Annotated in this window: 29 protein-coding genes; 2 read left to right on the top strand and 27 right to left on the bottom strand. The window is 42.3% G+C overall.

The window, feature by feature from the left end:
- Positions 1-14 precede the first annotated feature (14 nt).
- The 3 genes from yfcC to truB all read right to left on the bottom strand — a co-directional run bounded on the left by yfcC (position 15) and on the right by truB (position 3,828).
- Positions 15-1,706, bottom strand: coding sequence for a putative basic amino acid antiporter YfcC (gene yfcC / locus IGK63_RS08700; RefSeq protein WP_172634731.1), 1,692 nt, complete (start codon positions 1,704-1,706; stop codon positions 15-17).
- Between the two features lie 239 nt (positions 1,707-1,945).
- Positions 1,946-2,899, bottom strand: a complete 954-nt coding sequence (ribF, locus tag IGK63_RS08705; protein WP_034872685.1) for a riboflavin biosynthesis protein RibF — start codon at positions 2,897-2,899, stop codon at positions 1,946-1,948.
- 2 nt (positions 2,900-2,901) lie between these two features.
- The gene (gene truB, locus IGK63_RS08710; protein ID WP_008378131.1) at positions 2,902-3,828 is read right to left on the bottom strand and encodes a tRNA pseudouridine(55) synthase TruB; all 927 of its coding nucleotides are present in this window, start codon (positions 3,826-3,828) and stop codon (positions 2,902-2,904) included.
- Between the two features lie 122 nt (positions 3,829-3,950).
- On the opposite strand from truB, the gene IGK63_RS08715 reads away from it, so the two are divergent.
- Complete coding sequence (locus tag IGK63_RS08715; RefSeq protein WP_005235629.1) at positions 3,951-4,529, top strand: phosphatase PAP2 family protein; 579 nt, start codon at positions 3,951-3,953, stop codon at positions 4,527-4,529.
- A gap of 51 nt (positions 4,530-4,580) precedes the next feature.
- On the opposite strand, the gene rbfA is transcribed toward IGK63_RS08715, so the two are convergent.
- The 12 genes from rbfA to IGK63_RS08775 form a co-directional block, all read right to left on the bottom strand.
- Positions 4,581-4,931, bottom strand: a complete 351-nt coding sequence (gene rbfA / locus IGK63_RS08720) for a 30S ribosome-binding factor RbfA (RefSeq protein WP_005225925.1) — start codon at positions 4,929-4,931, stop codon at positions 4,581-4,583.
- 32 nt (positions 4,932-4,963) lie between these two features.
- Positions 4,964-7,723, bottom strand: a complete 2,760-nt coding sequence (infB, locus tag IGK63_RS08725) for a translation initiation factor IF-2 (protein WP_061054241.1) — start codon at positions 7,721-7,723, stop codon at positions 4,964-4,966.
- Positions 7,724-7,735: 12 nt separating this feature from the next.
- Entirely contained in the window at positions 7,736-8,038 is a 303-nt protein-coding gene (locus tag IGK63_RS08730) for a YlxQ-related RNA-binding protein (protein ID WP_016612174.1), read from the bottom strand.
- Positions 8,031-8,327, bottom strand: coding sequence for an RNase P modulator RnpM (rnpM, locus tag IGK63_RS08735; protein WP_005225922.1), 297 nt, complete (start codon positions 8,325-8,327; stop codon positions 8,031-8,033). Before rnpM ends, IGK63_RS08730 begins: the two co-directional genes overlap by 8 nt.
- 16 nt (positions 8,328-8,343) lie before the next feature.
- Complete coding sequence (gene nusA, locus IGK63_RS08740; RefSeq protein ID WP_016612175.1) at positions 8,344-9,558, bottom strand: transcription termination factor NusA; 1,215 nt, start codon at positions 9,556-9,558, stop codon at positions 8,344-8,346.
- Between the two features lie 21 nt (positions 9,559-9,579).
- Positions 9,580-10,053: a ribosome maturation factor RimP gene (gene rimP / locus IGK63_RS08745; protein WP_008378146.1), complete on the bottom strand. Its 474-nt coding sequence runs from the start codon at positions 10,051-10,053 to the stop codon at positions 9,580-9,582.
- Positions 10,054-10,260: 207 nt separating this feature from the next.
- Positions 10,261-10,614, bottom strand: a complete 354-nt coding sequence (locus tag IGK63_RS08750; RefSeq protein WP_034695542.1) for a DUF2752 domain-containing protein — start codon at positions 10,612-10,614, stop codon at positions 10,261-10,263.
- Positions 10,599-11,033, bottom strand: a complete 435-nt coding sequence (locus IGK63_RS08755; RefSeq protein ID WP_008378150.1) for a DUF4234 domain-containing protein — start codon at positions 11,031-11,033, stop codon at positions 10,599-10,601. The genes IGK63_RS08750 and IGK63_RS08755 overlap by 16 nt, the downstream gene beginning before the upstream one ends.
- A 174-nt stretch (positions 11,034-11,207) precedes the next feature.
- Entirely contained in the window at positions 11,208-13,148 is a 1,941-nt protein-coding gene (gene thrS, locus IGK63_RS08760; protein ID WP_005235617.1) for a threonine--tRNA ligase, read from the bottom strand.
- Between the two features lie 310 nt (positions 13,149-13,458).
- Positions 13,459-13,635 (bottom strand): 2-hydroxymuconate tautomerase, encoded by a 177-nt coding sequence (locus IGK63_RS08765; RefSeq protein WP_005225916.1) that lies wholly within the window; start codon positions 13,633-13,635, stop codon positions 13,459-13,461.
- Between the two features lie 88 nt (positions 13,636-13,723).
- Positions 13,724-14,221: an ASCH domain-containing protein gene (locus IGK63_RS08770; protein WP_016612176.1), complete on the bottom strand. Its 498-nt coding sequence runs from the start codon at positions 14,219-14,221 to the stop codon at positions 13,724-13,726.
- Complete coding sequence (locus tag IGK63_RS08775) at positions 14,191-15,063, bottom strand: aminoglycoside 6-adenylyltransferase (protein WP_034872541.1); 873 nt, start codon at positions 15,061-15,063, stop codon at positions 14,191-14,193. Before IGK63_RS08775 ends, IGK63_RS08770 begins: the two co-directional genes overlap by 31 nt.
- A gap of 140 nt (positions 15,064-15,203) precedes the next feature.
- On the opposite strand from IGK63_RS08775, the gene helD reads away from it, so the two are divergent.
- On the top strand, positions 15,204-17,486 hold the full coding sequence (helD, locus tag IGK63_RS08780; RefSeq protein ID WP_016612178.1) for an RNA polymerase recycling motor HelD: 2,283 nt from the start codon (positions 15,204-15,206) through the stop codon (positions 17,484-17,486).
- 62 nt (positions 17,487-17,548) lie between these two features.
- Here helD and IGK63_RS08785 read toward each other — a convergent pair whose 3' ends face one another.
- The 12 genes from IGK63_RS08785 to IGK63_RS08840 form a co-directional block, all read right to left on the bottom strand.
- Positions 17,549-18,208 (bottom strand): hypothetical protein, encoded by a 660-nt coding sequence (locus IGK63_RS08785; RefSeq protein WP_034872543.1) that lies wholly within the window; start codon positions 18,206-18,208, stop codon positions 17,549-17,551.
- 210 nt (positions 18,209-18,418) lie between these two features.
- Entirely contained in the window at positions 18,419-19,141 is a 723-nt protein-coding gene (locus IGK63_RS08790; RefSeq protein WP_005225911.1) for a YebC/PmpR family DNA-binding transcriptional regulator, read from the bottom strand.
- A 79-nt stretch (positions 19,142-19,220) separates the two neighbouring features.
- Positions 19,221-20,387, bottom strand: coding sequence for a nucleotidyltransferase (locus tag IGK63_RS08795; protein WP_016612180.1), 1,167 nt, complete (start codon positions 20,385-20,387; stop codon positions 19,221-19,223).
- A gap of 27 nt (positions 20,388-20,414) precedes the next feature.
- Positions 20,415-21,143, bottom strand: coding sequence for a class I SAM-dependent DNA methyltransferase (locus tag IGK63_RS08800; RefSeq protein ID WP_016612181.1), 729 nt, complete (start codon positions 21,141-21,143; stop codon positions 20,415-20,417).
- A complete protein-coding gene (gene rsfS, locus IGK63_RS08805) occupies positions 21,143-21,484 on the bottom strand; it encodes a ribosome silencing factor (protein ID WP_034872545.1) in 342 nt (113 codons plus the stop codon). The genes IGK63_RS08800 and rsfS overlap by 1 nt, the downstream gene beginning before the upstream one ends.
- Before the next feature lie 11 nt (positions 21,485-21,495).
- Positions 21,496-22,095 carry a bis(5'-nucleosyl)-tetraphosphatase (symmetrical) YqeK gene (gene yqeK, locus IGK63_RS08810; protein ID WP_016612183.1) on the bottom strand — a complete coding sequence of 200 codons (600 nt, stop codon included), beginning with the start codon at positions 22,093-22,095 and terminating at the stop codon, positions 21,496-21,498.
- Positions 22,085-22,726 (bottom strand): nicotinate-nucleotide adenylyltransferase, encoded by a 642-nt coding sequence (locus tag IGK63_RS08815; protein WP_005235597.1) that lies wholly within the window; start codon positions 22,724-22,726, stop codon positions 22,085-22,087. Before IGK63_RS08815 ends, yqeK begins: the two co-directional genes overlap by 11 nt.
- Positions 22,727-22,738: 12 nt before the next feature.
- Positions 22,739-23,050 (bottom strand): ribosome assembly RNA-binding protein YhbY, encoded by a 312-nt coding sequence (yhbY, locus tag IGK63_RS08820; RefSeq protein ID WP_008378170.1) that lies wholly within the window; start codon positions 23,048-23,050, stop codon positions 22,739-22,741.
- Between the two features lie 15 nt (positions 23,051-23,065).
- Positions 23,066-24,184: a ribosome biogenesis GTPase YqeH gene (gene yqeH / locus IGK63_RS08825; protein ID WP_034872547.1), complete on the bottom strand. Its 1,119-nt coding sequence runs from the start codon at positions 24,182-24,184 to the stop codon at positions 23,066-23,068.
- Position 24,185: 1 nt separating this feature from the next.
- Positions 24,186-24,710, bottom strand: a complete 525-nt coding sequence (locus IGK63_RS08830) for a YqeG family HAD IIIA-type phosphatase (RefSeq protein ID WP_008378174.1) — start codon at positions 24,708-24,710, stop codon at positions 24,186-24,188.
- Between the two features lie 360 nt (positions 24,711-25,070).
- The gene (locus IGK63_RS08835; protein WP_016612186.1) at positions 25,071-25,796 is read right to left on the bottom strand and encodes an amino acid ABC transporter ATP-binding protein; all 726 of its coding nucleotides are present in this window, start codon (positions 25,794-25,796) and stop codon (positions 25,071-25,073) included.
- A 16-nt stretch (positions 25,797-25,812) separates the two neighbouring features.
- Entirely contained in the window at positions 25,813-26,502 is a 690-nt protein-coding gene (locus IGK63_RS08840) for an amino acid ABC transporter permease (protein WP_005225900.1), read from the bottom strand.

Below are 26,502 nucleotides of genomic sequence, written 5' to 3' on the forward strand. Positions count from 1 at the left end.
TGCCTGATTGCTTCTTATTGCAAGCCGATTGCGACCGCAATAAAGATAAAAATCGTTCCTAATACAAATAAGAAACCTTGCATTTTGATCTGGAATTTCGCCCATTTCACCCATTCGATTCTTGCGACACCTAAGACACCGATCAGACTTGCCGATACTGGAGTGAAGGCATCCATAAAGCCCGAGCCTAATTGATAAGCCAAGACAGCGATCTGTCTAGAGACACCTAAAAGATCGGCTAATGGCGCCATGATCGGCATGGTTAATGCAGCTTGACCTGAATTTGAAGTCACGATCAAATTGAAGAAGCTTTGGAAAATGTACATGAACCAGGCACCAATAAAAGCTGGAACATTGCTTAACAATCCGCCGATGCTGTGCAAAATCGTATTCAACGCTGACGGCACATTGGCATCAGAACCGCCGAGAACCAGAAGAATCCCTTTGGCCATCCCTACAACGATTGCAGTTCCTGCCAATTCTGAGGCACCAGATTGAAAGGCACTCGCCACATCATTCAAGCCCATATTTTCTAATTTGAAAAGAACCGCTATGATTCCTGCCCCTAAGCCCATAACAAAGAATTGAGAAGCAATCTCGGGAATATAGTAGCCTTTCTGCGTCACACCCCATACGATCCAGATCAAAACCGCCAGCATTTCAACCAAGATCAATTTATGACCTAATAAAAATGGTTTTTGCTCACTGGAGGTTTTTTCAAGATGATTTCTAAAATACGCATCCGATTGATACGTTAGCGATTTCTCAGGATTCTTGCGAATTCTTTCGGCATAGATCATGAGGTACCCTGCGGATAGTGCGGTAACCACGACCCACATGATGATTCGGAACGTTGCGCCTGAAAGAACGGGAATACCTGCGATCCCTTGAGCAACTGCCACACTAAATGGACTCATCCACGAGGTGGCATTTCCAATCTGGGAGGCGACATAGGTGACGGTGACCGCCACGATCGAATCATACCCCAATGCGATCACGAAAGGCACCATGACCATCGAAAACGGAATGACTTCTTCTGCCATCCCAAAGGTAGCGCCCCCAAATGAAAAAGCAAAGAACAACAGCGGCAATGCCAAGCGTTCTAATCCACGAGTTTTGCTGATAAATGCAAAGATCCCCGCATCAATCGCTCCGGTCTGCATGATAATACCAAACGCACCACCGACCACTAGGATCAGTGCTGCGATCCCAACTGCTGAGCCGTATTTATCACCAGAAACCAATCCTTCAAAAACAAAATTTAAGAAGCCGAAACCGTTAAAGTCATCAGTTCCCCAAACCTTGGCTGTTTTGTGCAGTTTTTCAGAAGTATCATAAATTTTTTCGCCGTAAAGACTGTAAAGGGTGTCATCGGTTAGTCCCACCTCGTCTAATTGACTCTGGGACAACTCTTTAGGCCCTTCAGCTAAAACAGCTGCTAAAGCCTCAGGATCGACATCTAATTCTTCCAACTCTTGTGGATCCTCTTCCAATTGATTCAACTGTTGATAGACGTATTCGTTATCTAACGGGTAGGCATAACGAAACGAATCTTGCATCAAGACCGTTCTGGTACTTATTTCCCCATTTGCATCGGTATACTCGATTTCTTGTGTACTGAATTTCCCGGCGGGAACTAAGAAAGTCAGCAACCACGCCAACAATACGACCCCAAAGATGATGACATACGTATGAGGCGTTTTCATTTTAGTTAAATCTTTCTTTTCTTTCCCCTTTTTCGCTTTTTTTCCAATTGTCACTTTTTCTCTCCCTTTCCCTTTGCAGCGTTCTGCATAAATTATCATTTTTGCCTATTTTTTAGTATATCGAAAAAACGTTTTTTCCTCATGGGGAAAGCATTAGAATTCAAATAAACTACGTTATAAAAAGAAAGAAAAAGAAAAAGTGAAAAGAAGCCAGAAACGCTTCTTTTCACTACGAATGCTTAGTTTTCTTCAGAAAGCCCATCAAAATAAGTTTCAGTGTCTCGTTCATCTTGCTTTAATTGTTCGATCAACGCTTGTGCGCCATTGAAAGCGACTTGATCACGTAAGAAATGATGCCAGCGGATCGCCACGGTTTCACCATAGATATCTTGGTGAAAATCGAGAATATAGATTTCAACTGTTAACTGGCGCCCCTGACCAAACGTATCATTGTGACCAATCGATCCCATCGATGGATACCACTTGTCACCGACTTTGATTTCCGTCACATAGACGCCTTCTTTTGGCAACCGAACGGTGCTCTTTACTTTGATATTCGCGGTTGGAAACCCAAGATCTCGTCCTCTAGCATCACCGTGAACGACGGTTCCTTCAAATTCATAAATATACCCTAACAAGCGATTGACTTGTGCCATATCGCCATTTTGTAGGGCAGAGCGAATGCGTGTGGAGCTAACCTTTTCTTCATCAAACGATTCTTGCGCGACAGTCACAACTTCAAAACGATTTTCTGCATATGTTGGTAACAGCGCCATGTTGGCTATCTCTTTCTTGCCGTAGGTATAGTCGAATCCAGCAACAACAACTTTTGCATGCAGACCGATCATGTATTCATCCACAAACACCTGTGGTGCCAGATTTGCAAAAGCAGAAGTAAACTCAATGATATAAAGAATATCTACTCCAAGCTTTTCCATATGCGCTTCCTTTTGAGCCAAGCTGGTCAGGTATTGCATTTTTTCAGGATCGACTTTTTGAAAAACGATCGAGGGATGTTGATTAAAGGTCATTAATGCCAATTTTAACCCTTTTTCTTCTGCGATCTTTCGTCCTGTTTCAATGACTTTCTGATGACCTAGATGTACGCCATCGAAAAAGCCTAACACTAAGACGATCTCCTCATCAGGAATCGTTTCGTGATCATAAGGGTGTCTCATTTCAATGATTTCCATGTTCATTCTCCTATTTCTGTACGGATGACTTTTACCGGTTTCATCATATCTTGGTATTTGTCATGAGCTTTATAGATACTGATCAATTGTTCTCGATAAAAAATCGCCACTAATTCCTCTGGGCGCTCTTGTAATCCAAACACGCTGAAAGGCAAGCGCATGCCATTTTTTACTTTCTGCCAGAGGTCCGCATCGATCGTCACTTGAACAAACTCCGATACCCCATATTCCACCGGTAGCAGTAGTTCCGAAACACGTTGTTCATCGACTGCCTTTTGCACCTCTGCAATCGTGTAAGATTGTTCTTTAGAAAAACCACCGCTTTTTAAGCGAGTCAAATCAGACATATGCGCGGGTACACCCAGCAATTTCCCTGTGTCGACCGCTAACGTGCGAACATAAGTCCCTTTTCCACAAGAAACTTCAAAACGCCAGCTTTGCGTATTGTCCTCATGAAAAACCGGCTCTGAAATTCGTTTGAAGGAATAAATTTCTGCTTTGCGCTGTGGTCGCTCGACAGTTTCATTGTTGCGAGCATATTCGTAAAGTCGTTTGCCATTGACTTTGACCGCCGAATACATCGGCGGGATCTGGGTAATCGTCCCCGTCAACTCTTTCATTGCCTGATCGATTTCTGTCTTCGTAAACGGACGAGTTAGTGCTTGTTGTTCAACGATATCCCCCGATCGATCTTCTGTAGTGGTACTGAAGCCCAAGGTGATTTCCCCGGTGTAGACTTTTCCAGAATCAACCAAGTATTCGACGATCTTCGTTCCTTTTCCGATACAAATGGGCAAGACACCATCCACGTCAGGATCTAGTGTGCCGCTGTGTCCGATTTTTTTTGTCTTTAATATTTTTCGTAATTTAAACACGCAGTCGTGACTTGTTTGTCCACGCTCTTTCCATAATGGTAAAATCCCGTCCATCGTATTCCTCCATTTCACTTCAACTTGCTTATTATAACATATAAAAAAAATTCATTGCACGACAAAATCCTTTTCGCTCCTTCTCATTACATGATAAACTAAGCATATAAGGAGGTCCTAAAATGGTTGTTTTAACGATAGGGTCATTTATTGGATTTGCCATCTTTTTGATCATGATTCAGCTCGGCACGATGCAGCGTTGGGAAGAAGCGTTTGCTTTGCAGATCATCCAAAGCCGTACGCCTTCTTTGACGCGCATGATGCACTTTTTTACCAATTTAGGAAAAGCCTTTCCGACAGTTGCGATCGCTTTACTATTGTTTGTCTTTCCATCATCGCGGGCGGATCTTGCACCAAAAACAGCAGTCAGTATCTTCATAGTATCAGCAGCTGCTTACCTGATCAAACGGATCGTCCGACGAGATCGTCCGATCGATCATCGTTTAGTTGAAGAAAAAGATCACAGCTTTCCTAGTGCCCATGCTGCCACATCCGCTGCCATGTACGGAACGATCGCCTTGAATCTTGGACAATTGGTTCCCTCAGCAGTCCTTCCGATGACTCTGCTGGCAGTTTTGTTAAGCTTTATGATCGGCTTTAGCAGAGTCTACTTAGGGATCCATTTTTTAACAGATGTGATCGGAGGCTGGCTCTTGGGGACAGGTGTTGCTGGACTGGTAACTTTACTGATGAATACCTGATGCTCTTTTCAAATAAAAAAGAACAGCTTCGATTGGAAGCTGCTCTTTTTTTTATTCTTCTGAGTGCAATGCGCGAATCATTTCATCAATTTTATTCCCGTATTGTACTGATTCATCCAATTCGAATTGGATTTCTGGAACTTTATAGAGCGTTAACGCTTGACCTAATTCACGACGAACCAAGCCAGTTGCTTTTTCCAGTCCTGCTTGGGCTTTTTGCTTATCTGAAGCTAAGTCCGTTAGGGTGCTGTAAAAGATCGTTGCTTGCTGTAAATCTCCAGTTACTCGTACATCTGTGATCGTCACATCTTGCACGCGAGGATCACGAACTTTTTTACGAAGAATTTGATTGACTTCTTTTAAGATTTCTTGTGCCACTCGGCGATCTCGATAGTTAGCCATTCAAAAAGCCTCCTTGTATAGTTGTCATTCCGTTATTTTGTCGGTACTTCTTCCATGACATAGCCTTCGATCACGTCATCAACTTTAAGATCGTTGAATTTCTCGATCATCGCGCCACATTCAAACCCTAGCTTCACTTCTTTGACATCATCTTTGAAGCGTTTCAAGCTGGCAAGTTTGCCTTCATAGATAACGATGCCGTCACGGATCACGCGGACGCCACTGTCACGGCGAATACTGCCTTCCGTTACGTAGCAACCTGCGATCGTGCCCACTTTAGATACTTTGTATGTTTCACGAACGATCATTTGACCAGTGATTTTTTCTTCGAATTCAGGATCAAGCATCCCTTTCATCGCAGTTTCGATTTCTTCGATCGCTTTGTAGATGATGCGATGCAAACGAATATCGACTTTTTCCGCTTCCGCTTGCTGTTTGGCTTGCGGTGTTGGACGGACGTTGAATCCGATGATGATGGCATTACTTGCTGCTGCTAGCGTTACATCACTTTCATTGATTGCACCAACAGCTGAATGGACGATGTTCACTCGCACACCTTCAACATCGATTTTCTTCAATGAAGCAGCTAATGCTTCAGCTGAACCTTGTACGTCTGCTTTGATGATGACATTTACTTCTTTCAGTTCGCCTTCTTTTAGACTTTCAAACAAGTTATCCAATGTCACACGACTGCTTGATGCGCGTTGCTCCATCAAAGCACGTTTTGCACGTTCTTCACCCGCTGCTCGAGCTGTTTTCTCGTCTTCAAAAGTAACGAAACGATCACCTGCTTGAGGCACATCATTCAATCCTGTGATTTCGACTGGTGTAGCAGGTCCAGCTGCTTTATCACGACGACCTAAATCATTCGTCATTACGCGAACACGACCGAAAGTATTCCCTACAACAATTGGATCACCTACATGAAGAGTCCCTTGTTGAACCAATAGTGTTGCTACAGGACCTTTTCCTTTATCAAGGCGCGCTTCAATGACTGTACCGATCGCCCGTTGGGTAGGATCAGCTTTCAAATCTTCGACTTCTGCTACTAAGAGGATCATTTCAAGCAATTCTTCAATGTTTTGCCCAAATTTCGCTGAGATTTCAACGAAGATCGTATCGCCACCCCAAGCTTCTGGGATCAACTCATGTTCACTTAATTCTTGCATCACATGTTGTGGGTTAGCACCTGGTTTATCGATTTTGTTTACTGCAACGATGATCGGCACTTTTGCTGCTTTCGCATGGTTGATCGCTTCCACTGTTTGTGGCATCACTCCATCATCAGCTGCGACAACAAGAATCGTGATATCGGTGATACTTGCTCCCCGTGCACGCATACTAGTGAAGGCCGCGTGTCCAGGAGTATCTAAGAAAGTAATTGGTTTGCCATTGATGTCGATTTGGTAAGCGCCAATATGCTGCGTAATTCCCCCAGCTTCACCACTTGTTACGCGTGAATGACGTAAAGTATCAAGCAATGTTGTTTTCCCGTGGTCAACGTGACCCATGATCGTCACAACAGGTGGTCGTGATACTAAATTATCTTCAATTTGTTCTTCTGCTTCGAAGAATTTATCGATGTCTGCGATATCCACTTGAACTTTTTCTTGTGGTTCGATTCCGTAATCGGTAGCAAGCAGTTCAATCGTATCTTTATCTAAAGGTTGGTTTTGATTGACCATAACCCCCATCATAAAGAGTTTCTTGATGATCTCTGCTGGTTCACGGTAGATTTTTTTCGCGATATCCGCTACGTTCATGCCTTCTGAATATTCCAATACTTCTGGTAGCTCACGGAATTTACGTGCTGGAACTGGCGGTTTCTTTTCCGTCTGCTGACGGCCTTTTTTGCCTTTTTTATTGAATTTGTTGCGATTGTTATTGTTGAAATTATTGTTGCGTCCACCGTAGTTTGACTTGCCGCGGTTTTGATTTCCTCCACGAGAATCATTCGATCCTTGCGGACGGTTATTGTTACGGTCTGCCCCTTGCGTATTTCCTGCAGATTGAGCGGCCGGACGGTTTTGTTGCCCTTGGTTATTTGGACGGTTTTGCTGTCCTTGGTTTGTTGGGCGATTTTGTTGCCCTTGATTATTCGGACGGTTTTGTTGTCCTTGGTTTGTTGGGCGATTCTGTTGCCCTTGATTATTCGGACGGTTTTGCTGTCCTTGATTGTTCGGACGATTTTGTTGTCCTTGGTTGTTTGGACGGTTTTGCTGTCCTTGATTGTTCGGACGATTTTGTTGCCCTTGATTATTCGGACGGTTTTGCTGTCCTTGGTTTGTTGGGCGATTTTGTTGCCCTTGATTATTCGGACGGTTTTGTTGTCCTTGGTTTGTTGGGCGGTTTTGTTGCCCTTGATTGTTACGATTCTCTTGGTTATTCACTCGATTATGACTTCCTTGGTTATTTGGTCTGTTACTTCCTTGACTGTTCGTGCGATCTACTTGTCCTTGACCAGCAGGACGGTTATTGCTTTGCGTAGTTCGCTGTTGACTTTGATTGTTATGACGGTTTTGGAAGTTAGGATTATTTCTTTGCGTTTTAAATTTCTTTTGTTCTTGTTTTTCCGGCTGGTTGGCTGGTTTCTGATTTGCGGGATTTGAGTTTGCAGATGTTTTACCATTTGGATTGCCGCCTAATGACTGCTGCAATTTTTGCGCCTCTCCATCTGAGATCGCGCCCATATGATTTTTGACATCAAAGCCTAAAGATTGTGCTTTTTCAACAACCTCTTTGCTCGACTTATTCCATTCTTTTGCAAGTTCATAAATTCTTTTTTTTCCCATGCAATCACCTTCCTAACCTAATATTAATTCCTGCACCTTCCTTGCAAATCCTTGATCTAAGATGCCAATGACCATTCTTGGTTTCCCAATGGCCGCACTGATTTCATCAGCAGAAAATGCATCTAGGAGCGGAATTTCGTAATAAGAACTTTTGTCCTTAATTTTCTTTTGTGTATTTTTACCAGCATCACTGGCGATAATGACTAAAGCAGTTTTCTCATTGCGAATCTCTTTTAAAGTCATTTCTTCACCAGTTACTAATTTCCCAGCACGCATGGCTAGTCCTAACATATTTAATGCTTTGGTTTTATTCATTTGCAAATAACTCTTTTCGCGCTTTTTGGTGCGTTACATAGTCCAATAGTTCTTGGTAAAATTCATCTGTCAATTTCGTTTCCAGCACTCGATCCAAGATACGCTTATCCCATGCTTTCTGGGCTTCAGCCGGTTCGATCGCTATATAAGCTCCCCGACCTGGCATTTTTCCTGTCGGATCGATGGAAACAACGCCTTCTTTTGAACGAGTGATACGAAGCATTTCTTTCTTAGGTAGCATTTCGCCTGAAATCACTGATTTTCGTAAAGGAATTTTTCGTTTTTTCATCACGATCTCACCTCAACTATTTTTCGTCAAACTCAACATTTTCATAATCATCCGCAGTCATGTCTGATGGAAGGATCGCTTCATCAACTGTTTCTGCAGATTCTGTTGCTTCTGTGCTGATTTCTTCAGCAGCTTCTGAAGCGTTGGCATCATACTCATCGATATAGTCGCCTTCATCCAGCTTCGCATAAAATTCTTCCATGTCTGTTTCTGATTTGATATCGATTTTGAAGCCAGTCAATTTGGCTGCTAGGCGAGCATTTTGTCCGCGTTTACCGATCGCTAATGATAGTTGGTAATCAGGCACGACAACAGTACAAGCCTTCGGATTATCAACATCAAAAATAACGTCGCTGACTTCTGCTGGATTCAACGCATTGGCGATGAAGATCGCTGGATCTTCATCCCATTCCACGATATCCATGTTTTCGCCTTTTAGTTCATTAACGATCGCTTGAACCCGTTGACCTTTAGGGCCAACACAAGTGCCGACTGGATCGACGTTGGCATCAAAGGAACGAACAGCAACTTTGGCACGATCCCCTGCTTCACGAGCAATACTTACGATCTCTACAGTACCATCATATACTTCTGGCACTTCTTGTTCAAATAATCGGCGCAGCAAATCTGGATGGCTGCGGCTAACGAATACTTGAGGTCCTTTTGAAGTATTTTCAACACGAGAAACGAATACTTTGATCCGATCATGGGGTTGATAAAACTCATTTGGCATTTGGTCTTGTTTTGAAAGCACGGCTTCAATTTTGCCTAAGTTTACATAGATATAACGATTGTCTTGGCGTTCAACGATTCCTTGCAAAATGTCTTTTTCGTACGCACTAAATTCGTTATAGATAATGTTTCTTTCCGCTTCACGGACCCGTTGCAAAATGACTTGTTTTGCCGTTTGCGCCGCAATACGACCAAAGTCTTTAGGCGTTACTTCAAAGCGGATTTTGTCGCCGATTTCATAAGCGGGGTTGATTGTCATCGCTTCTTTTAATGAAACCTCTAGTTGCGAGTCCATGACTTCTTCTGTCACTTCTTTGACTGCATAGACGTGGATATTGCCTTTTTTCTGATCAAATTCTACTTCCACATTTTGTGCTTGCCCGTAATGACGTTTGTACGCTGAAACCAATGCCGCTTCCAAGGCATCGATGACAATCTCTTTTGAAATGCCTTTCTCTGCTTCTAATGCATCCAATGCATTCAACATTTCTTTACTCATGATTCTTTCATTCCTCCGTGTTTAAAATTGAATGGCTAAACGAGCTTTGGCAATATTTTTCCGGTCGATCGTTCGTTCTTTTTCTCTGGTTTTGATTCGGGTCTTCATAACTAGCTGATTTTCGTCGAATGACTGTAAAAAGCCTTCGAACTGTTTTTCTCCATCAATCGGTTGATATAAAGAAACATGAATGTACTCGCCGACTGCCCGTTGATAATCTGCTTCTTTCTTCAATGGACGCTCGGCGCCAGGGGAAGAAACTTCCAAGAAATAGGCCTGTGGAATAGGATCAGGTTCGCATTGGTCTAATTGTTCACTAAGTTGTTCACTGACAAAGGCACATTCCTCGATATCGATTCCGCCTTCTTTATCAATGAACACACGAAGAAACCAATTTTTCCCTTCCTTCACGAATTCTACTTCAACTAATTCAAATTTTTGCGCATCCAGAATAGGGGTCACTATATCTGTAACAGTTTCCACTACCGTACTCACAACATCGCCTCCTTTATTTCTCAACGAAACGAACTTCATTCCATTAAAAAGAGTGAGCGAAAAAACCGCTCACTCACTCTAAGTATCATTACATTGTAAATATAACACAATTTTCATAAAGATTCAACTACTGTCGCATGTTCCCTTCGCTTTCAGAAAAAAACAAAGCATTTTCTTAAAGATTTTTAATGCTTGGGTGAATGGCTGTTAGTGAATCACTTGACCAATCCGACGTAGTAGTTGTGGGAAAATGCTCTCTGGATCAAAGTCCATTGGCGCGTCATGTGGGAAATGAAGCCAGAGCCGACCACCATAAACCACTAGTACCAAAAGTGTCAATGTCACCCACAGGTTGTGACTGTAGTAAAGTTTGCTGATTTTCGGATTTTTTTTGAATAAGACGATTCCGAATACGATCGGCACTAACCAAAACAAGGGATGAAAATGCAGCGCACCTTCAAGATCACCCTGAAATAAGTGCAAGTAGGCGCGCGTCATGCCACAACCTGGACAAGGAAACCCCGTTAACCATTTAAACGGACAAATCAATAATCTACCCAATCATCTGAATCAGACGAATCGTTTGTATTGTTAGATGAGGTCATGGCATTTTGATCAGCCGCTTCCCACATTTGGTTCATATCACCTTGTAAAATCGCCATGTTGATGAAATCAAAAGCAAACAGGCTCAAGACGACAAAAAGAATTTTGTTGTCACTCAGACGAGGCATATTCGCTCGCTGTTGTGCACTCATAAAGATATCCGCAATTCGGTACCACCAATAAATTTGATACAATCCACAAGTAAGGATCGTGAGTAAAATCGACGTCTCTGGCGAAAGACGATTATCCCCGCTGTATTCTGCCAGCTCTTTGGTTGTTTGGTACATCCAAAAGAATGTATAAATGCCACAAGTAATAAATGTTAATAAAATGACCGATACAACCGATTTCTTTCTAACTCCGTAATTATAATTCATCACAAACTCCTTCTAGTTTATTCCTTTTTATCACATACTAATTATACACGATTTTATTCACAAAAACAAAAAAAATCTAATCATTTTATTTTATATAGATTAAAAAAGGTAAATAGCACCTGCTGAAAGCAGGTGCCTATACTATAAAATCATTCGTTTTCTTTGAACCAAAAGCTATGCTCGGCTATAATTTTTCACTTCAGCAGCCATTGCATCAACAAACAGATTCAATTCTTCGACTTGGGTCTCCTTGCTGCCGTAGCGACGGATATTGACTGTCGCATCATTGACTTCTTGATCCCCAACAACAATTTGGTAAGGAATTTTTTGGGTTTGTGATGCACGGATCTTATACCCCATTTTTTCGTTGCGGTCATCCACTTCCACTCGCAGTCCTTGCGCTTGCAGGCGTTCTTTGATTTCGTAAGCATAGTCGCTGTGGGCTTCGACTGAGACCGGAATGATCGATGCTTGGATTGGTGCCAACCAAGTCGGGAATGCCCCTTTATAGACTTCTGTCAGGTAAGCCACAAAACGTTCCATCGTTGAAACGATTCCGCGGTGGATCACCACTGGACGGTGATTGTTTTCGCCATCTTCACCAACATATGTTAGATCAAACCGTTCAGGCAATAAGAAATCCAATTGGATCGTTGACAAGGTTTCTTCCATACCTAAAGCTGTTTTCACTTGGACATCTAGTTTAGGTCCGTAGAAAGCTGCTTCACCGTCAGCTTCAAAATAATCCAATTCTAATTCATCCATGGCCGCTTTTAGCATTGTTTGCGCATTTTCCCACATCGCATCGTCATCAAAATATTTGTCTTTGTTTTGTGGATCGCGATAACTTAAACGGAAACGATAGTCAGTAATATTAAAGTCTTCGTAAACGCCCACCATAAGATCCAGTGTCCGTTTGAATTCTTCTTTGATTTGATCAGGACGAACAAATGTATGACCATCATTTAAGGTCATTTCCCGAACCCGTTGCAACCCTGATAGTGCCCCTGATTTTTCATAGCGGTGCATCATTCCTAATTCAGCGATCCGAATTGGTAGTTCACGATACGAATGGATGTCATTTTTGTAAACCATCATGTGATGCGGGCAATTCATTGGTCGTAGAACCAGCATTTCGCCATCCCCCATATCCATTGGTGGGAACATGTCCTCGTGGTAATGATCCCAGTGCCCTGATGTTTTGTATAAATCCACGTTTGCCATGATTGGTGTGTATACGTGTTGGTACCCAAGGCTAACTTCTTTATCCACGATATAACGCTCGATCGTACGACGGATCGTTGCTCCTTTTGGCAACCAGAAAGGCAAACCCGCGCCGACTTCAGGGGACAACATAAACAATTCTAATTCTTTCCCTAATTTACGATGATCGCGTTCTTTTGCTTCTTCTCGTAAACGAATAAATTCCTTCAAGTCTTTCTTATCGAAAAAGGCTGTTCCATATACCCTTTGCATCATTTGATTATCAGAACTTCCACGCCAATAGGCTCCGGCTACTGATAACAATTTGTACACTTGGATACGACCTGTCGATGGGACATGAGGGCCGCGGCATAAGTCAACAAATTCTCCTTGCTGATAGGCAGTAATCGTTTCGTCATCTGGTAATTCTGTGATCAACTCAACTTTGTATGGATCTTCAGCAAAAAGAGCCAAAGCTTCCTCTTTTGTTAATACACGTCGTTCAATTGGCAGATTTTCTTTAATGATTTTCATCATTTCTGCTTCGATTGCTGGTAGATCTTCCGCAGTTACTGGGTTTTCCCCATTGTCTGTGTCATAGTAAAAACCAGAATCAATTGCAGGTCCTACTCCAAAATGGATCGATGGATAGAGTCTGCGCATGGCTTGAGCCATTAAATGAGCTGTCGAATGACGAAGTAAACCTAAGGCGTCTTCATGATCGGGTGTCACGATCTCAATCGTTGCATCTTCTTCGATCGGACGTGAAAGATCGATCAGTTGTCCATTGACTTTTCCAGCTAAGGCTTTTTTTGCAAGACTTTTCGAGATACTTTCAGCAATCTCTTTAGTTGTTACCCCAACAGCAAATTCTTTTTTTGCGCCATCAGGAAATGTAATAAATAATGACATATGAATGTCCTCCTTTGAATGATTTCAATCAATAAAAAAGTCCTAGTATCGGTTACGATACTAGGACGATCACTCGTGGTTCCACCTATTGTTCGAAAACAGAAAAAGTCTGTTTTCCTCTTCATGAGATAACGGTTCAACCGCCTCCGTTTCGACAGAGGTCTAAAAAAGTGGTCATCCTTTGGTTTTCTTCCAGGAAATTTTCAGCCAAGATTTCCCTCTCTTATCGAAGACTCTCAAACTCAGGTGTCTTTTTTATTGATCGATTATGGCTCAATTAAACCACTACCTACAAGAAAAAGCAAGAGAATTATTTCCAATCGCCATTCACAGCATAGGTTCCTTGCTTCATTTCATTGATGATGACATGGATATGCTCCTTAGGGGCACCCGTATTTTTATGGACCGCCTCAGTGATTTCTTTCATCATATTCGTCAGTTGTTCTTGCGAACGCCCTTCAACTAGTTCGACATGAATAAATGGCATACGATTTCCTCCTTTGTTTGCTTTTGATTATACACCTTTTTCAAAAAGACAAAAGCTATTCCCATGATTTCCAAAGAAAAACGTGTCTTTATTCCTCCTGATACACGACAGAAAACTTTTCACAAACGCATAGCATTTGATCGTGAAAAGACAACCCCGCTGAGGCATAAGCTCGTCGAAAAAAAGCTTCATGAACACGGCGCCAATAAGCCAAAGTGCGATCTCCTTCCCCTTCTAAAAAGGCAAACGCTGCTGTCACTTCATCAAATGGCACGATCGACACTGACTCTAAATAAAGAACAGCTCTTGGTACATCCGAACCATCTAAAAGGACACTATACGTTTCTGATTGTGGCAATGCTTCTTGCTCGATTTCATAGAGCGCAGCGGCGGAGGTCGTCGCTGTCTTTTTGCCAGCTAAAACAAGTGCTGCCAGTTCATCCGCCATTTCTGAAGTATCACCAAAGGACCAAGCATCTTCATAGGTCAGAGAAGATTGATTTCTTGGATTTGCTTTTAAAAACCGCTGCCAAAACGCTTGAATCTGACTGTCTTTTATTTTTGGTTCTCTGGTCTCATTTGCCAATTTTTTTCACTCCAATACTTCGTATATGTTTGGACATTCTCAGCTTCTTGCCAATCATAGGCCAACCCTAATTTCTCGCTGATTTTCTTTGCTTGCTTATCAAATCGTTTTTGCATCTTCAAAAGGGACTGACCGCAAGCAGTGATCGTGGAAAAATCAAGCAATGAGGTCAATTCCCGCCACTCCTTTTCCGTTAGAAACGACTGCAGGTATTTATGATTTTTCCCAGTACTCACCTGAAATTGCTGAGCATGGGCAACAAACAAATCTTCTATCCATAACAATTCTTGCCAACAAATGGTGTATAAATGATCCGTAGCATAAATTAGTTGCTTTCGAAGCAGCCCTTTCACGACATACGTGCTTACCCACCAAAATTCGTTGCAGTGTTCTTGAAAAGCGGCTTGGGTCGGGCGCTTGATCCAGTAATGCGAATGATTTGCTTGATTAGCAAAACTTAGTAATTGGTCTGGATCAAGCAGCGGCTGCAAGCCTGGTTCTTTAGCAAGACGATCGACCAGTGCAAGTGGACATAGCATGAGATCGATTCTTACTCCGTCTAAAAAATGCATCAAGTACGTAAAACACCCGCCCAAACTCGGCGGATAAATCGTGCTAGCTTCCGGTGTTTGCCTGATCATGATTGATCCAAAGGCTTCTAACCATGAAGAATCATCGACCAAAGGCTGAATATCCTCCATCACGAAGACCACGTCAAAATCCTGCAAAATATCTTTTGGCGCCTGTGGATCGGTCCGTGAACCAGATAAACCGATGGCACGTGCCCCAACACGTTTCCCAACAGACAGGATCAATTGGCGCAATTCTGCTTCTTCTCTCACCTTTTCCACCTCTATTTCGTTTCGTTTTTGAACACCTAAGCTCTTTTTATAAATATTAGCATAGTTTCTTTTTTTCCACGACATTCACAGGGAAAATATGCTATAATTTTATGTCGCAATTTTTTTAAGGAGGATCCTTCGTGAACGAACGTCCAAAAGAACAACAACATGTCAATGAAACCATTGCTCTGATCCACAGAGAACAAGCGATCCTTTCGCAGCAAAAACAAGAATTAGCCGCTAAAATGGATGATCAATTAAAAGAAATCGCCGATAAGAAAATTCGCGGAGGCGACAGTGAAGCCTTTTATGAATCAGTTATCGAGTACCAGCAGCATGAACAAGAACTGCTGATCAAGTATCAAACCGCAGAATCACAAGAAAAACGCGTCAAAACCCTAACAACGATGGCAGGCAATCCCTACTTTGCTCGAATCGATTTCAAAGAAGAGCAAGAAACCGAGACCCTCTATTTAGGGATCGCTTCTTTACGAGACAAAGAGGAAGAAACGATCGTCATTGACTGGCGCGCACCGATCGCTAATCTTTACTATGAAGGAGAACTTGGTGAAACCTTCTACGAAACAGACACCGACCGTTTTACGGTAGAGCTGCTCTTAAAACGCCAGTTTAAAATTCAAAATGGTGAGATCTTATCGATGGTCGATACTTCGGAGATCATCAATGACGAATTTTTATTGGAAATCTTGGATGAGGCCTCTTCTTCTCAAATGCGTAACATCGTTTCAACGATCCAAAAAGCACAGAACCAAATTATTCGTGATACCACCAATAAATTTTTACTGATCGAAGGGATTGCTGGAAGTGGGAAAACCTCTGCTTTATTGCAACGGGTCGCCTTTTTACTTTACCGTAATCGCAAATGGCTGGACGAAAAACAAGTCTTGCTGTTTTCACCCAATCATTTGTTTTCTGACTATATATCCATGGTCCTGCCTTCATTAGGGGAAAGTGAAGTGCCCACAAGAACCTTCCACCACTTTATCCAATTGATTCTGACTGGCTATGAAGTAACAAAAGAAACCCAACAAGAAGAGAACTTTTTAAGCGGCGACGATGATGCCATTGAAAAAATCAAAAGTAGTCTTTTCTTGGTGGAAAAAATCAACCGTTATGTCCGTTCGATTGCACCGATCGGCCCCTTGTTCCGTGATCTAAAAATCCAAGGGCAAACCTATTTGACAAAAGAACAGATTCGCCGCTGGTACCAAGAAACCAATCATGAATTGCCGATTTACCAAAGAACCCAACTGCTTCAAACAAAATTATTAAAAAAAATCGGCGGCTTGGAAAAAGATGAAGCCAAAAAAGACTGGGTCAAAGAAGCGACCGAAGAGCAATTGCAACAAGTATTTACCAACGATCCTCATCAAGAATACAGCGAAGAAAACGAACGCCGTTTGCGGAAGAAACTCAGACAGCAGATCGTCCGTAAGAAGTTCCGTTCCTTGACGCGGGGAGTGAAAAACTTTCAGTTTATCAACCAAGCCAAGCAATACTTACACTTTTTACAATCGGTTGAGTCTGCTGCAGTCAAAGAAACTGGCATCGAGGCTGCGGCTTGGCAGCAAAGTATTGCCAACATTCGCCAAGGAATGCGCCAAAGACAAATCAAACAAGAAGACGCCGTTTTGTTTTTCTTACTGATCAAACAGCTTTATCCTGTTCACGTCGAAGAAAAAGCTCGGTTTATCTTTATCGATGAAATGCAGGATTTTCCACCAGCACAAGTGGCTCTGCTGCGTGAGCTTTATCCAAAGGCTGGTATCACCCTGTGCGGCGATTTGAACCAAAAAGTTTATGGCAATGAAACGATCGTCGGAGCATTAGCAGAATTATTCCCCCACGAAAGCGTGAAACGTTATCAATTGAAAACCAGCTATCGTTCGACTAAAGAAATCACAGATTTCGCCAATCAATTTTTAGTTGGCAGTGATCAAGTGGAATTGACGGCTCGTAAAGGTGCGGTACCAACAATTGTTAAAGGAACTGAATCTGAAAATCTGGCTTTCCTAGAAACCAGTATTCGAAAGGCAGCTGAGAATCAGCGTTGGCGCACCGCGATCATTTGTAAAACCGCAAAGGATTGCCAGCAGTTATATGCCCAGCTGGCAGAAACAATGCAGGAACAAGTGCAGCTGATCACCTCTGAAGAAGACTTCATGAAACGCAATGTCATGATCTTCCCGGCCTTTTTAGCAAAAGGGCTAGAGTTTGACCAAGTATTTGTCTGGACACCAGGTACCACTTTCGTGACTGAACAAGACCAATTGATTTTTTATACAATGGCGACACGGGCGATGCATCAGTTGACCGTCCTTACCCAAGAAGAATTGCCGCTTCTAGTGAAAGCTGATCCTGCCACTTATCAGTTTCAAGAAGCATCACGGATTAACGAATAACCTAACAAAAAAACATCACAATCGACTGATTCTCAAATGAAACCAGCCGATTGTGATGTTTTTTAGCCTTTTAATTCGCCAATAAATAAGCGGGTTTCTGGATAACGCATCCCAACGATTGTCAAAATCATCTGCAGCTCAGAAACGTGTTCCGGATCTTCTGGAACAAATAATTTTGTATGACGTCCGATACTGCCATTATCGATCAAACGATGGGTACGATTCCATTGACTAAATTCCTCGATCGTTGTAAAGCGACTAAGAGGAAAACCAGCACCGTCGAGAATTTCCGTCAATCGAAAAAGCACATAAGAACTATCGATCACCAATTCCTTTCTGTGAGGTAAAGCACGCGTTCGCTTATAATCAATAATTGCTTTTTCTGGTCGGTGTTCCAAAAGCCAATCCAACAGCAAGAAGAACCCTTCCATTCGATAATCATCGATAAAGAGCCGTTCAGAGTATTCCGACATGCGAAAGACCAAAGGAATCAAGAATCGCTCTTTATAAATTAACAAGGGTGCGCGATCAACGACGACATTTAAATAACGATTCAAATAAGAAGAACCACGATAATCGCCTAGACGATACCCTTCCACCCCATACTTTTGATATTTCCGACAAAGAGCCGAGCAGTCAGAAATCGATACAGACACTTCTGCTAGCTTTTCAAAACCACTTAAGATTCGATTAAATGGCTCTAAAACGATTTTTTCTTCCATGTCTGCCCCCCTAACGAGTTGTTTGCTTATGTAGTAAATCATAACATATAAAATGTCTGGAAACCAACTGAAAAGACGATGAATATTGAAGAATTTTCAAGAGAAGTGCTTCTCGCTCTCTTGTTTTTTTCACTTGACTAAACAACGGAAGGTTGATGAAAAAAACACCAAAAACTGGCAGCCAGATCACCTCTAGGCTGCCAGTATGTCTTATTCTTCAGCGTCTGCCACATTGTGATAGACATTTTGAACATCTTCAAGATCTTCTAATACATCGATCATTTTTTCGAATTTTTCTAGATCATCGCCAGTTAAGGTTACTTCATTTTGAGGAATCATTTGCATTTCAGCAATTGAAAATTCGGTGATTCCTTTTTCTTTCAAGGCTTCCTGAATGGCATGGAAGTCACTTGGTTCACCGTGAACGATAATTTGTCCATCTTCTTCAACAACATCACGAACATCGATCTCTTTGTCCATCAAGTATTCTAAGATCTCATCGGCATCGTCACCAGCAAAGCCAAATAATGCTGTGTTATCAAACATATAAGCAACTGCCCCAGAAACACCCATGTTCCCGCCGTTTTTACCAAAAGCGGCCCGAACATCGGCTGCGGTACGGTTGACGTTGTTTGTCAAAGTATCGACGATCACCATTGATCCATTTGGTCCAAATCCTTCATATCGAAGTTCTGAGTATTGTTCATCGCCAGAACCTTTGGCTTTTTCAATCGCACGGTCAATAATGTGTTTTGGCACATTGTAGGTTTTCGCACGTTCGATAACAAAGCGTAATTTTTGGTTCGCGTGAGGATCAGGATCACCCGATTTTGCTGCTGCGTAGATTTCGATTCCAAATTTTGCATAAACTCGGCTATTGTTTGCATCTTTAGCAGTTTTTTTCGCTACGATATTTGCCCATTTACGACCCATGATTTCACTTCGCTTTCTTGTTTTTAAAAATCCTTATTCATTATACTTGTCAAATGGCGTTCTGTGAAGCAATTTTCACTTATTTATCAATAAAAAGCGGAATTCTTCGAAAATTTTGTTCTGAGATTTGAGCATTCCCTTGCTGATAAATCTGGTCGATCCGCAATGACAAGCCGTAGCGCTGTGCTTCTTTCTTACCGAATTTAGCGATCAGCGGCAGGGTCAGCTCTTTTTTGACTTCTTTTAAATATTGCTGCCCTTGCTTTGTATAGCCTAAGACTCGAATAAAGGGATGTGCTTGGGCTTCCTTCATTTCAGCTTTTGTCACTTGGAACAATACATAACAAGCAAGACGCTGCAGTCTCGTTTGGGTATAGCGTTTTGTCTTTAAAAACTTGATAAAATCTGCAAACGAATCCGCCGCAGTCACATATTGTTTTAGTCGATATTCTAGTCCTTCTTCCATCTGGTAAATAGCAGCTAATTTTTCGAGGGGGGCAGAAATGATCTGGTATTGAAGATACGGCCAAAAGGCTTCCCAGTCGACTGTTGTTTGCGAAAGAAATTTTTGTGTTGCTTCAGGAACAAAATCCACAACAGCTTCACCTTGTTTGAGTCCTTGACGAATGGCTGTGGCACTAGCGATCGTTGGATGCTTAAATTGTTCTGAATGATAAGAGGCCGCAATTCGTTGAATGGGAACAAGCCTCATTGGTTTTTCATAACACAACACTTCCCGTGCATACGCCATACCCAACAGATGATTCGGCTGGTCTTTTTCTGCATGGTACTCAGGATAAAGCTCACTGAGGACCATACTCATTTTTTGACTATAGGTAGCATTTTGCCTAGCTATGCGTTGAAATGCGTCATCGATCATCCGCTGATTTTCTTTTTCAAACTGAGCGAACTTTGCATAGTCAAAGGGTTGTTTCGCATCTGTACCAAAACACAAAGAATCACATTGCAGATTTTGTAAGATCCTAATCGCTCCCGCTGCAAAAAAATCAGCAGACTGGACGGCCCAAGCGGATGGCAGTTCAACGACCAAATCGACGCCATTTTGCAATGCCGCTTGGGCTCGTTGCCATTTATCGATGATTGCTGGTTCGCCACGCTGTAAAAAATTCCCACTCATCACGGCTACAATGACATCAGCGTTGGTTTCTTGCCTGGCTTTGTCCACATGGTATTGGTGGCCATGGTGAAAAGGGTTATATTCTACGACTAGTCCGCAAGCCTTCATCGACATCCCTCCTGTTTTACATAACGGTTACTTATGGCAGACAAAAAACCAGCGACGGCTTTTTTCATTTGGTTTTGTATCGATAAAATCAGCGTAGCATTCAACATTAGCAAAACCAGCATTTTCTAACATTCTTAAATAGCTTTCGAGAGGATAGGTTCTTTCTTGATGAAGCTCATCTAAGCGTTCAAACAACCCATTCTCTTGTGCAACAAAAAAGGTCAAGAAATGTTCAATGCTATGGTCTTTTTCTCCTTGATAGCTTTCCCAAAGAAAGGCAAATTCATCCGTCTGGTAATGGTAGCTATAATCAGGAAACACTTCATTGATTTGATATAAGGAATGCACATCAAATAAAAAGACGCCATCTTCTTCTAAACAACTGTAAACACCATCAAAAACTTGCTGCACACTCTGCTCGTCTTCCATGTAGCAAAGGGAGTCAGAATAGCAAGTAATAGCTTGATAGGTGCCAATATCTACGAGATCCAGCATGTCACCCGCAACAAATTGCACAGCCGCCTCTTCTTTTTCAGCCCGTTGACTAGCGATCATCAGCATCTCTTCTGAAAGATCTAACCCAGTCACATCAAACCCAGCCTTGGCAAATTCAACGGCTAACGCACCGGTTCCACAAGCCAATTCTAACAGCTGTTTTCTTTTTCCTAAATGACGACAAGAAAAATCCAGCCACTTTTTATAGAGACTGGAATCCATTACTTCGTCATAGACAAATGCGAAGGTTTCGTAAGCCATTACACCACGACCCATTCATTAAGATCCACAAGCGGCGCATCAGACCATAATTTTTCTAGGTTGTAAAAAGCACGTTCTGAGGCACTGAATACGTGAACGATTACGTCACCTAAGTCGATCAAGACCCATTTTCCACCATCTTTTCCTTCGACACGGCGAACAGATACTTGACTTTCTTCTTCTTTATCGATGACTTCATCAATGATCGCATTGATTTGACGTTCACTATTTCCTGAACAGATCACAAAGTAATCTGCTAGCAAAGAGATTTCCCGCACATCTAATGCCATAATATCTTCGGCATGTTTTGAATCGGCGGCTTTTACAGCAATTTCTAATATTTTCTGACTATCTATGGTAATTCCCTCCTATATTTGGCTACCCAAAAATTGTAGGTTTCGATCGTTTTTGGGTAGATAACTGCTTCTGTTTCGATCAAATGAAGCAAGGTATGTTTCGTTTCGTAAGCAACAGCGGCATCTAAGTCGATCATTGCGATTTCCCTAGCCTCAACGACTCCAGGAAACGTACGCCCGGGTTCGATATAATCTGCTACATAGATGATTTTATCTAGTAGGCTCATCTTGGCAGCTCCGGTTGTGTGCAAACGGATCGCTTGTAAGATTTCTTCGTCATCGATTTCTAATTCTCGTTGAACGAAATCAGCACCGACGAGTCCATGCCAGATAGCATTGTTCCAGTTCAAGAGATCCAATTCAAATCCGTCTCTACGAATGACTAATTGAAATTCTTCATCGCTGCGTTCCTTCGCATAATCATGCGTCAAAGCAGCGATGCTGGCTTTGACCGATGAAGCACCATATTTTTCCGCAAGGGCAACGGCCGTTTTTTCGACACCCAACACATGCTCAAAGCGCTTTTGACTCATCTGCATTTGGACCTTTTGCATCAAAAGTTCCCGTTCTGCTTGTGTGTAGTGTTCACTCTTCATCCAAGTACAACCCCTTTTCTTGAATATAGTGTAACACATTATCTGGCAATAAGTAGCGAACCGAACAACCTTGTTGCACTTTTTTACGAATTGTTGTTGAGCTGACATCCATTAGAGGAATATCGATCCAAATAATCGGGTATGGGCTATCGATCGGCACTTCCGGGCGGCGAACCCCCACAAAAGTTACCAATTCCATCAGCTCATCGATTTGATGCCATTTTGGTAAATAGTTCACCATATCCCCGCCAATGATAAAATAATAATTAGTATCTGGATTCTTAGCTGTCAATTCCCGCATCGTATCAACCGTATAACTCTTACCTTTTCGTTCCAACTCAATGGTCTCTACAGCAAATCGCGGATTATCGGCGACCGCCAACTTCAACATCGCTAAACGATGCTCAGCGGGGATTGTCTTTTTCTCATCAACATGAGGCGGTAAATACTCAGGCATGAAATAAACTTTATCCAGCCCTAATGCTTGCCCTACTTGCTCACCCATGACCAGATGTGCGTAGTGTACTGGATTAAAATTTCCACCAAGAATGCCCACTTGCTTTTTCGGTACAAGTTCTTGTGTTTGTGTCTCTAAAACCGTTTGTACCTTTCCAAATGTTTGTCCTTGCATGCCTTCTCCCTCCTAAATTGAACGAACTTTGCTTGAAATCGTTTGGTATTTTTCTTTACTAGACGGTTTGAATAAAACGATCACTCGTCCGATGATCTGAACCACTTCACAGCCAACTTTCTCACGGATCGTTTCAGCTGCTTCGTCAGCAACCTCATCGGTATTTTGGAGTAATGAGACTTTGATCAATTCCCGTTTTTCTAGTGCTTCTTCAATTTGCGACACCATCGCGTCATTCAAGCCGCCTTTGCCGATTTGAAAAATCGGGTTTAGATGGTGCGCTTCACTTCGTAAAAATCTTTTTTGTTTTCCTCGTAAGTCCATAATCTTCCTTCTTCCTTATACTAATGCTTTACGTCTAAGCACATCGACACCTTTTGGCGCCCACCCGGCGATGACACATGGTTTGGTGATCGTGATCCAGCCAAGTCCAGCAAAAACGATATCGGTTTTTTCTTTGATTGAAAATTCGAAACGGACGAGTTCAGGAAAATCCGCCACTTCATCTGCTCGTGGCGGCTGCAGCAGCCCACCAACATGTTTCTCATAAAATTCATCGGCTTTACTTAATTTGGTCCGATGGATCGCTACATCATTCGCTACATAGGCAACAAACGAACTTCGTTCTCCTTGTATGAAATCAAAACGGGCAAGTCCCCCTAAGAACAAGGTTTGTTCAGGGTTCAATTGATACACTTTCGGTTTAATTTCTTTGGCTGGTGCCACGATTTTCAGATCTTTTTTACCTAAATAGTGTGCCATTTGATGACGATGAATGATTCCTGGTGTGTCGATCAAAAAGTGCCCGTCGTCCAATGGAATCTCAATTTTATCCAATGTAGTTCCAGGGAATCGCGAAGTGGTGATCAGCTCGTTGATCCCTGCTGTTTGTTTGATGATTTGATTGATCAATGTTGATTTTCCAACATTCGTCACACCAACCACATACACATCACGACCTTCACGATACGTTTCGATCGCTTGTAGCAACGCTTTGGTTTCACCCGGTTTCTTGGCACTCGTCAACAATACATCGACGGGTCTTAAACCGACTTCGTAAGCCCGTTCCTTCATCCATTGGGTCATTTTCGATTTTTTCAAAGATTTCGGTAAAATATCCACCTTGTTGCCCACTAATAAAACAGGATTATCACCAACAAAGCGGTGCAGTCCTGGGATCAATGAACCATTAAAGTCAAAAATATCGACGACATTAACGATCAAGGCGTCTTTTTCCCCGATTTCATTCAGCAAACGTAGGAAATCATCGTCTGTCAGCGCGACATCTTGGATCTCATTGTAATGGCGCAAGCGGAAGCAGCGTTGACAATAGACTTCTCCTGATTCAAGTCCTTTTTCTAATGCAGATTGCGGGGTGTACCCCAATTCGTTAGGATTTGTTGTTTGAATCAATGCCCCGCAGCCGATACAGTGAATTTCTTCGATTCCTTCTGTCATATTAAATTCCTCCACGCCATTTTAACTCTGGGTTGTGTTTCAATAAATAGTTCATGATTTTTCTTTCTGCTGCTCGATTAAACTGGGTTTTCCAAGAATCCGTTGGTATCACTGGTTTCACTAGAATGCTGCGAACACCAGCACGATTGGCACCTCGTACATCCGTCATAATCTGATCGCCGATCATGACAACCTCTTCTTTTTTCAAGCCTAATTGCTGATACCCTTGTTTGATCCCTCTTGAAAAAGGTTTTAATGCGCGGTGTACGTACTTTAAACCAAAAGGCGCAACAGCCCGTGCCACGCGTTCACTATTGTTGTTAGAAACGACAATCACCGGTATGCCAGCGTTTTTCATTTCCAATAACCAGTTTTTTAATTCTTCAGTTCCATCAGGATTATTCCAAGCAATCAAGGTATTATCAAGATCGGTCAAAATCCCTTTGATCCCCTGTGCCTTTAGTTGGCTAGGGGTGATTTTATAAATCGCATCGACCATCCAAGTCGGTTTATAATTTGAAAACATAGAATCTCCTTTACTATCTGATTTCTTCGCATGTTAAAAGTCGGCGACTAGTCATCGATCCACATAGTCGATCTTTAAAAAGAAACCGTACTAGCTGTTGACAAGCAAGCAGGCAGTTTCTAAAAGGATCAGACCTCTTCAACCTGTAATTATACAATAGAATCTTTTTGAATACTAGCAAGTGCGCTAGTTTCTGCAGGTTTCTTGTAAAAGAACTGAAAAACGAAGGTGTCGAAACAACAGTTTGTTCCATCACTTCTTTAAAGTATTCTTTTTTTCCGTCAAAAAAGCATCCTTTTACTGAAAGGATGCTTAGAAAAAGTCCAAAATTGTCATTTGCAACTGCGAGCTTCTCGCATTTTACAATACTTTACTTAAAAAATCAATGGTTCTCGGGTTTTTCGGATGATCAAAGAGCTGTTCTGGCGTTCCTTCCTCCATAATGATTCCCTGATCCATAAATAAAATCCGATCCGCGACTTCCTTCGCAAAGCCCATTTCATGAGTGACGATGACCATCGTCATTCCTTGCTGAGCCAAACGCTGCATAACGGACAATACTTCGCCAACCATTTCAGGGTCTAACGCAGAAGTCGGTTCATCAAAGAGCATCACATCCGGTTCCATCGCCAAGGCACGTGCAATAGCGATCCGTTGCATTTGTCCACCAGATAGACTTTGTGGATAGGAGTTTGCCTTATCAGGCAGACCTACATCATTCAATAGTTGCTTTGCTAGTGTTTCAGCAGCTGGTTTTGCTACCTTTTTGACTTTCGTCGGGGACAAAGTAATGTTTTCTAAAACCGTCATATTCGGAAAAAGATTGAAATTTTGAAAAACCATGCCCATTTTTTCCCGCATCTTATACAAATCATTCTTTGGATCGGTAATATCGGTTCCTTCAAAAAAGATTTTTCCGCTTGTCGGTACTTCTAGTAAGTTTAAACAGCGTAAGAACGTGCTTTTTCCTGAACCAGATGGTCCAATCACCACAACGACTTCTCCTTGCTCGATCGTCGTTGTGATCCCTTTCAGCACTTGATTGCTGCCAAAGGTTTTGTGTAACTCTTGAATATCTAACATCATAGCTTGTCTTCTCCTTTTAACGACGATAGCCTTTTCCTAGTTTCTTTTCCCATAAACTCAATAGTCGCGAAGTCGTAAACGTCAAGATGAAATAAATGACCGCCGCCACATAGAAAGGCGTTAATGGTTGGAAAGAACTGGTGACAACGATCTGCGCACTGTTCATCAGCTCGTAGATGCCGATCGTTGAAAGCAAAGAGGAATCCTTGATCAAAACGATAAATTCATTGCCTAGTGGCGGCAAGATGTTGCGTAGTGCTTGTGGCAATACGACATAACGCATCGTTTGAAAAGGCCGCAGCCCTAAAGAACCAGCCGCTTCTGTTTGACCGTAATCAACGGCATTGATTCCCCCTCGGACGATTTCAGCAACGTATGCCCCGGAATTTAGTGATAAGGCAATGATCCCTGGAAAGAGCCGCCCAAAATCAAGACTCAGCACGCCGATTGAGACTGTCGGCAAAGCAAACATTCCTTGCAAAAGACCAAAAGCGATCAAAATTTGCACCAGCATCGGTGTGCCGCGGATGACTTCAATATACGCATTAGCAAACCAGCGCAAAGGCGTCACTTTTGATAATTTCATTAGGGCAAAAATCACCCCTAGAATCGTTCCAAAGATCACGGTGATGATAGAGATCACGATGGTGATCACCACACCAGAAAGAAAATAAGGGTAATATATCGCTAAAAAGGATAAATCCAT

Origin of the sequence: Enterococcus sp. AZ040 (genome assembly GCF_050499185.1) — a bacterium.
GTDB classification, from domain to species: Bacteria; Bacillota; Bacilli; order Lactobacillales; family Enterococcaceae; genus Enterococcus_D; species Enterococcus_D entomosocium.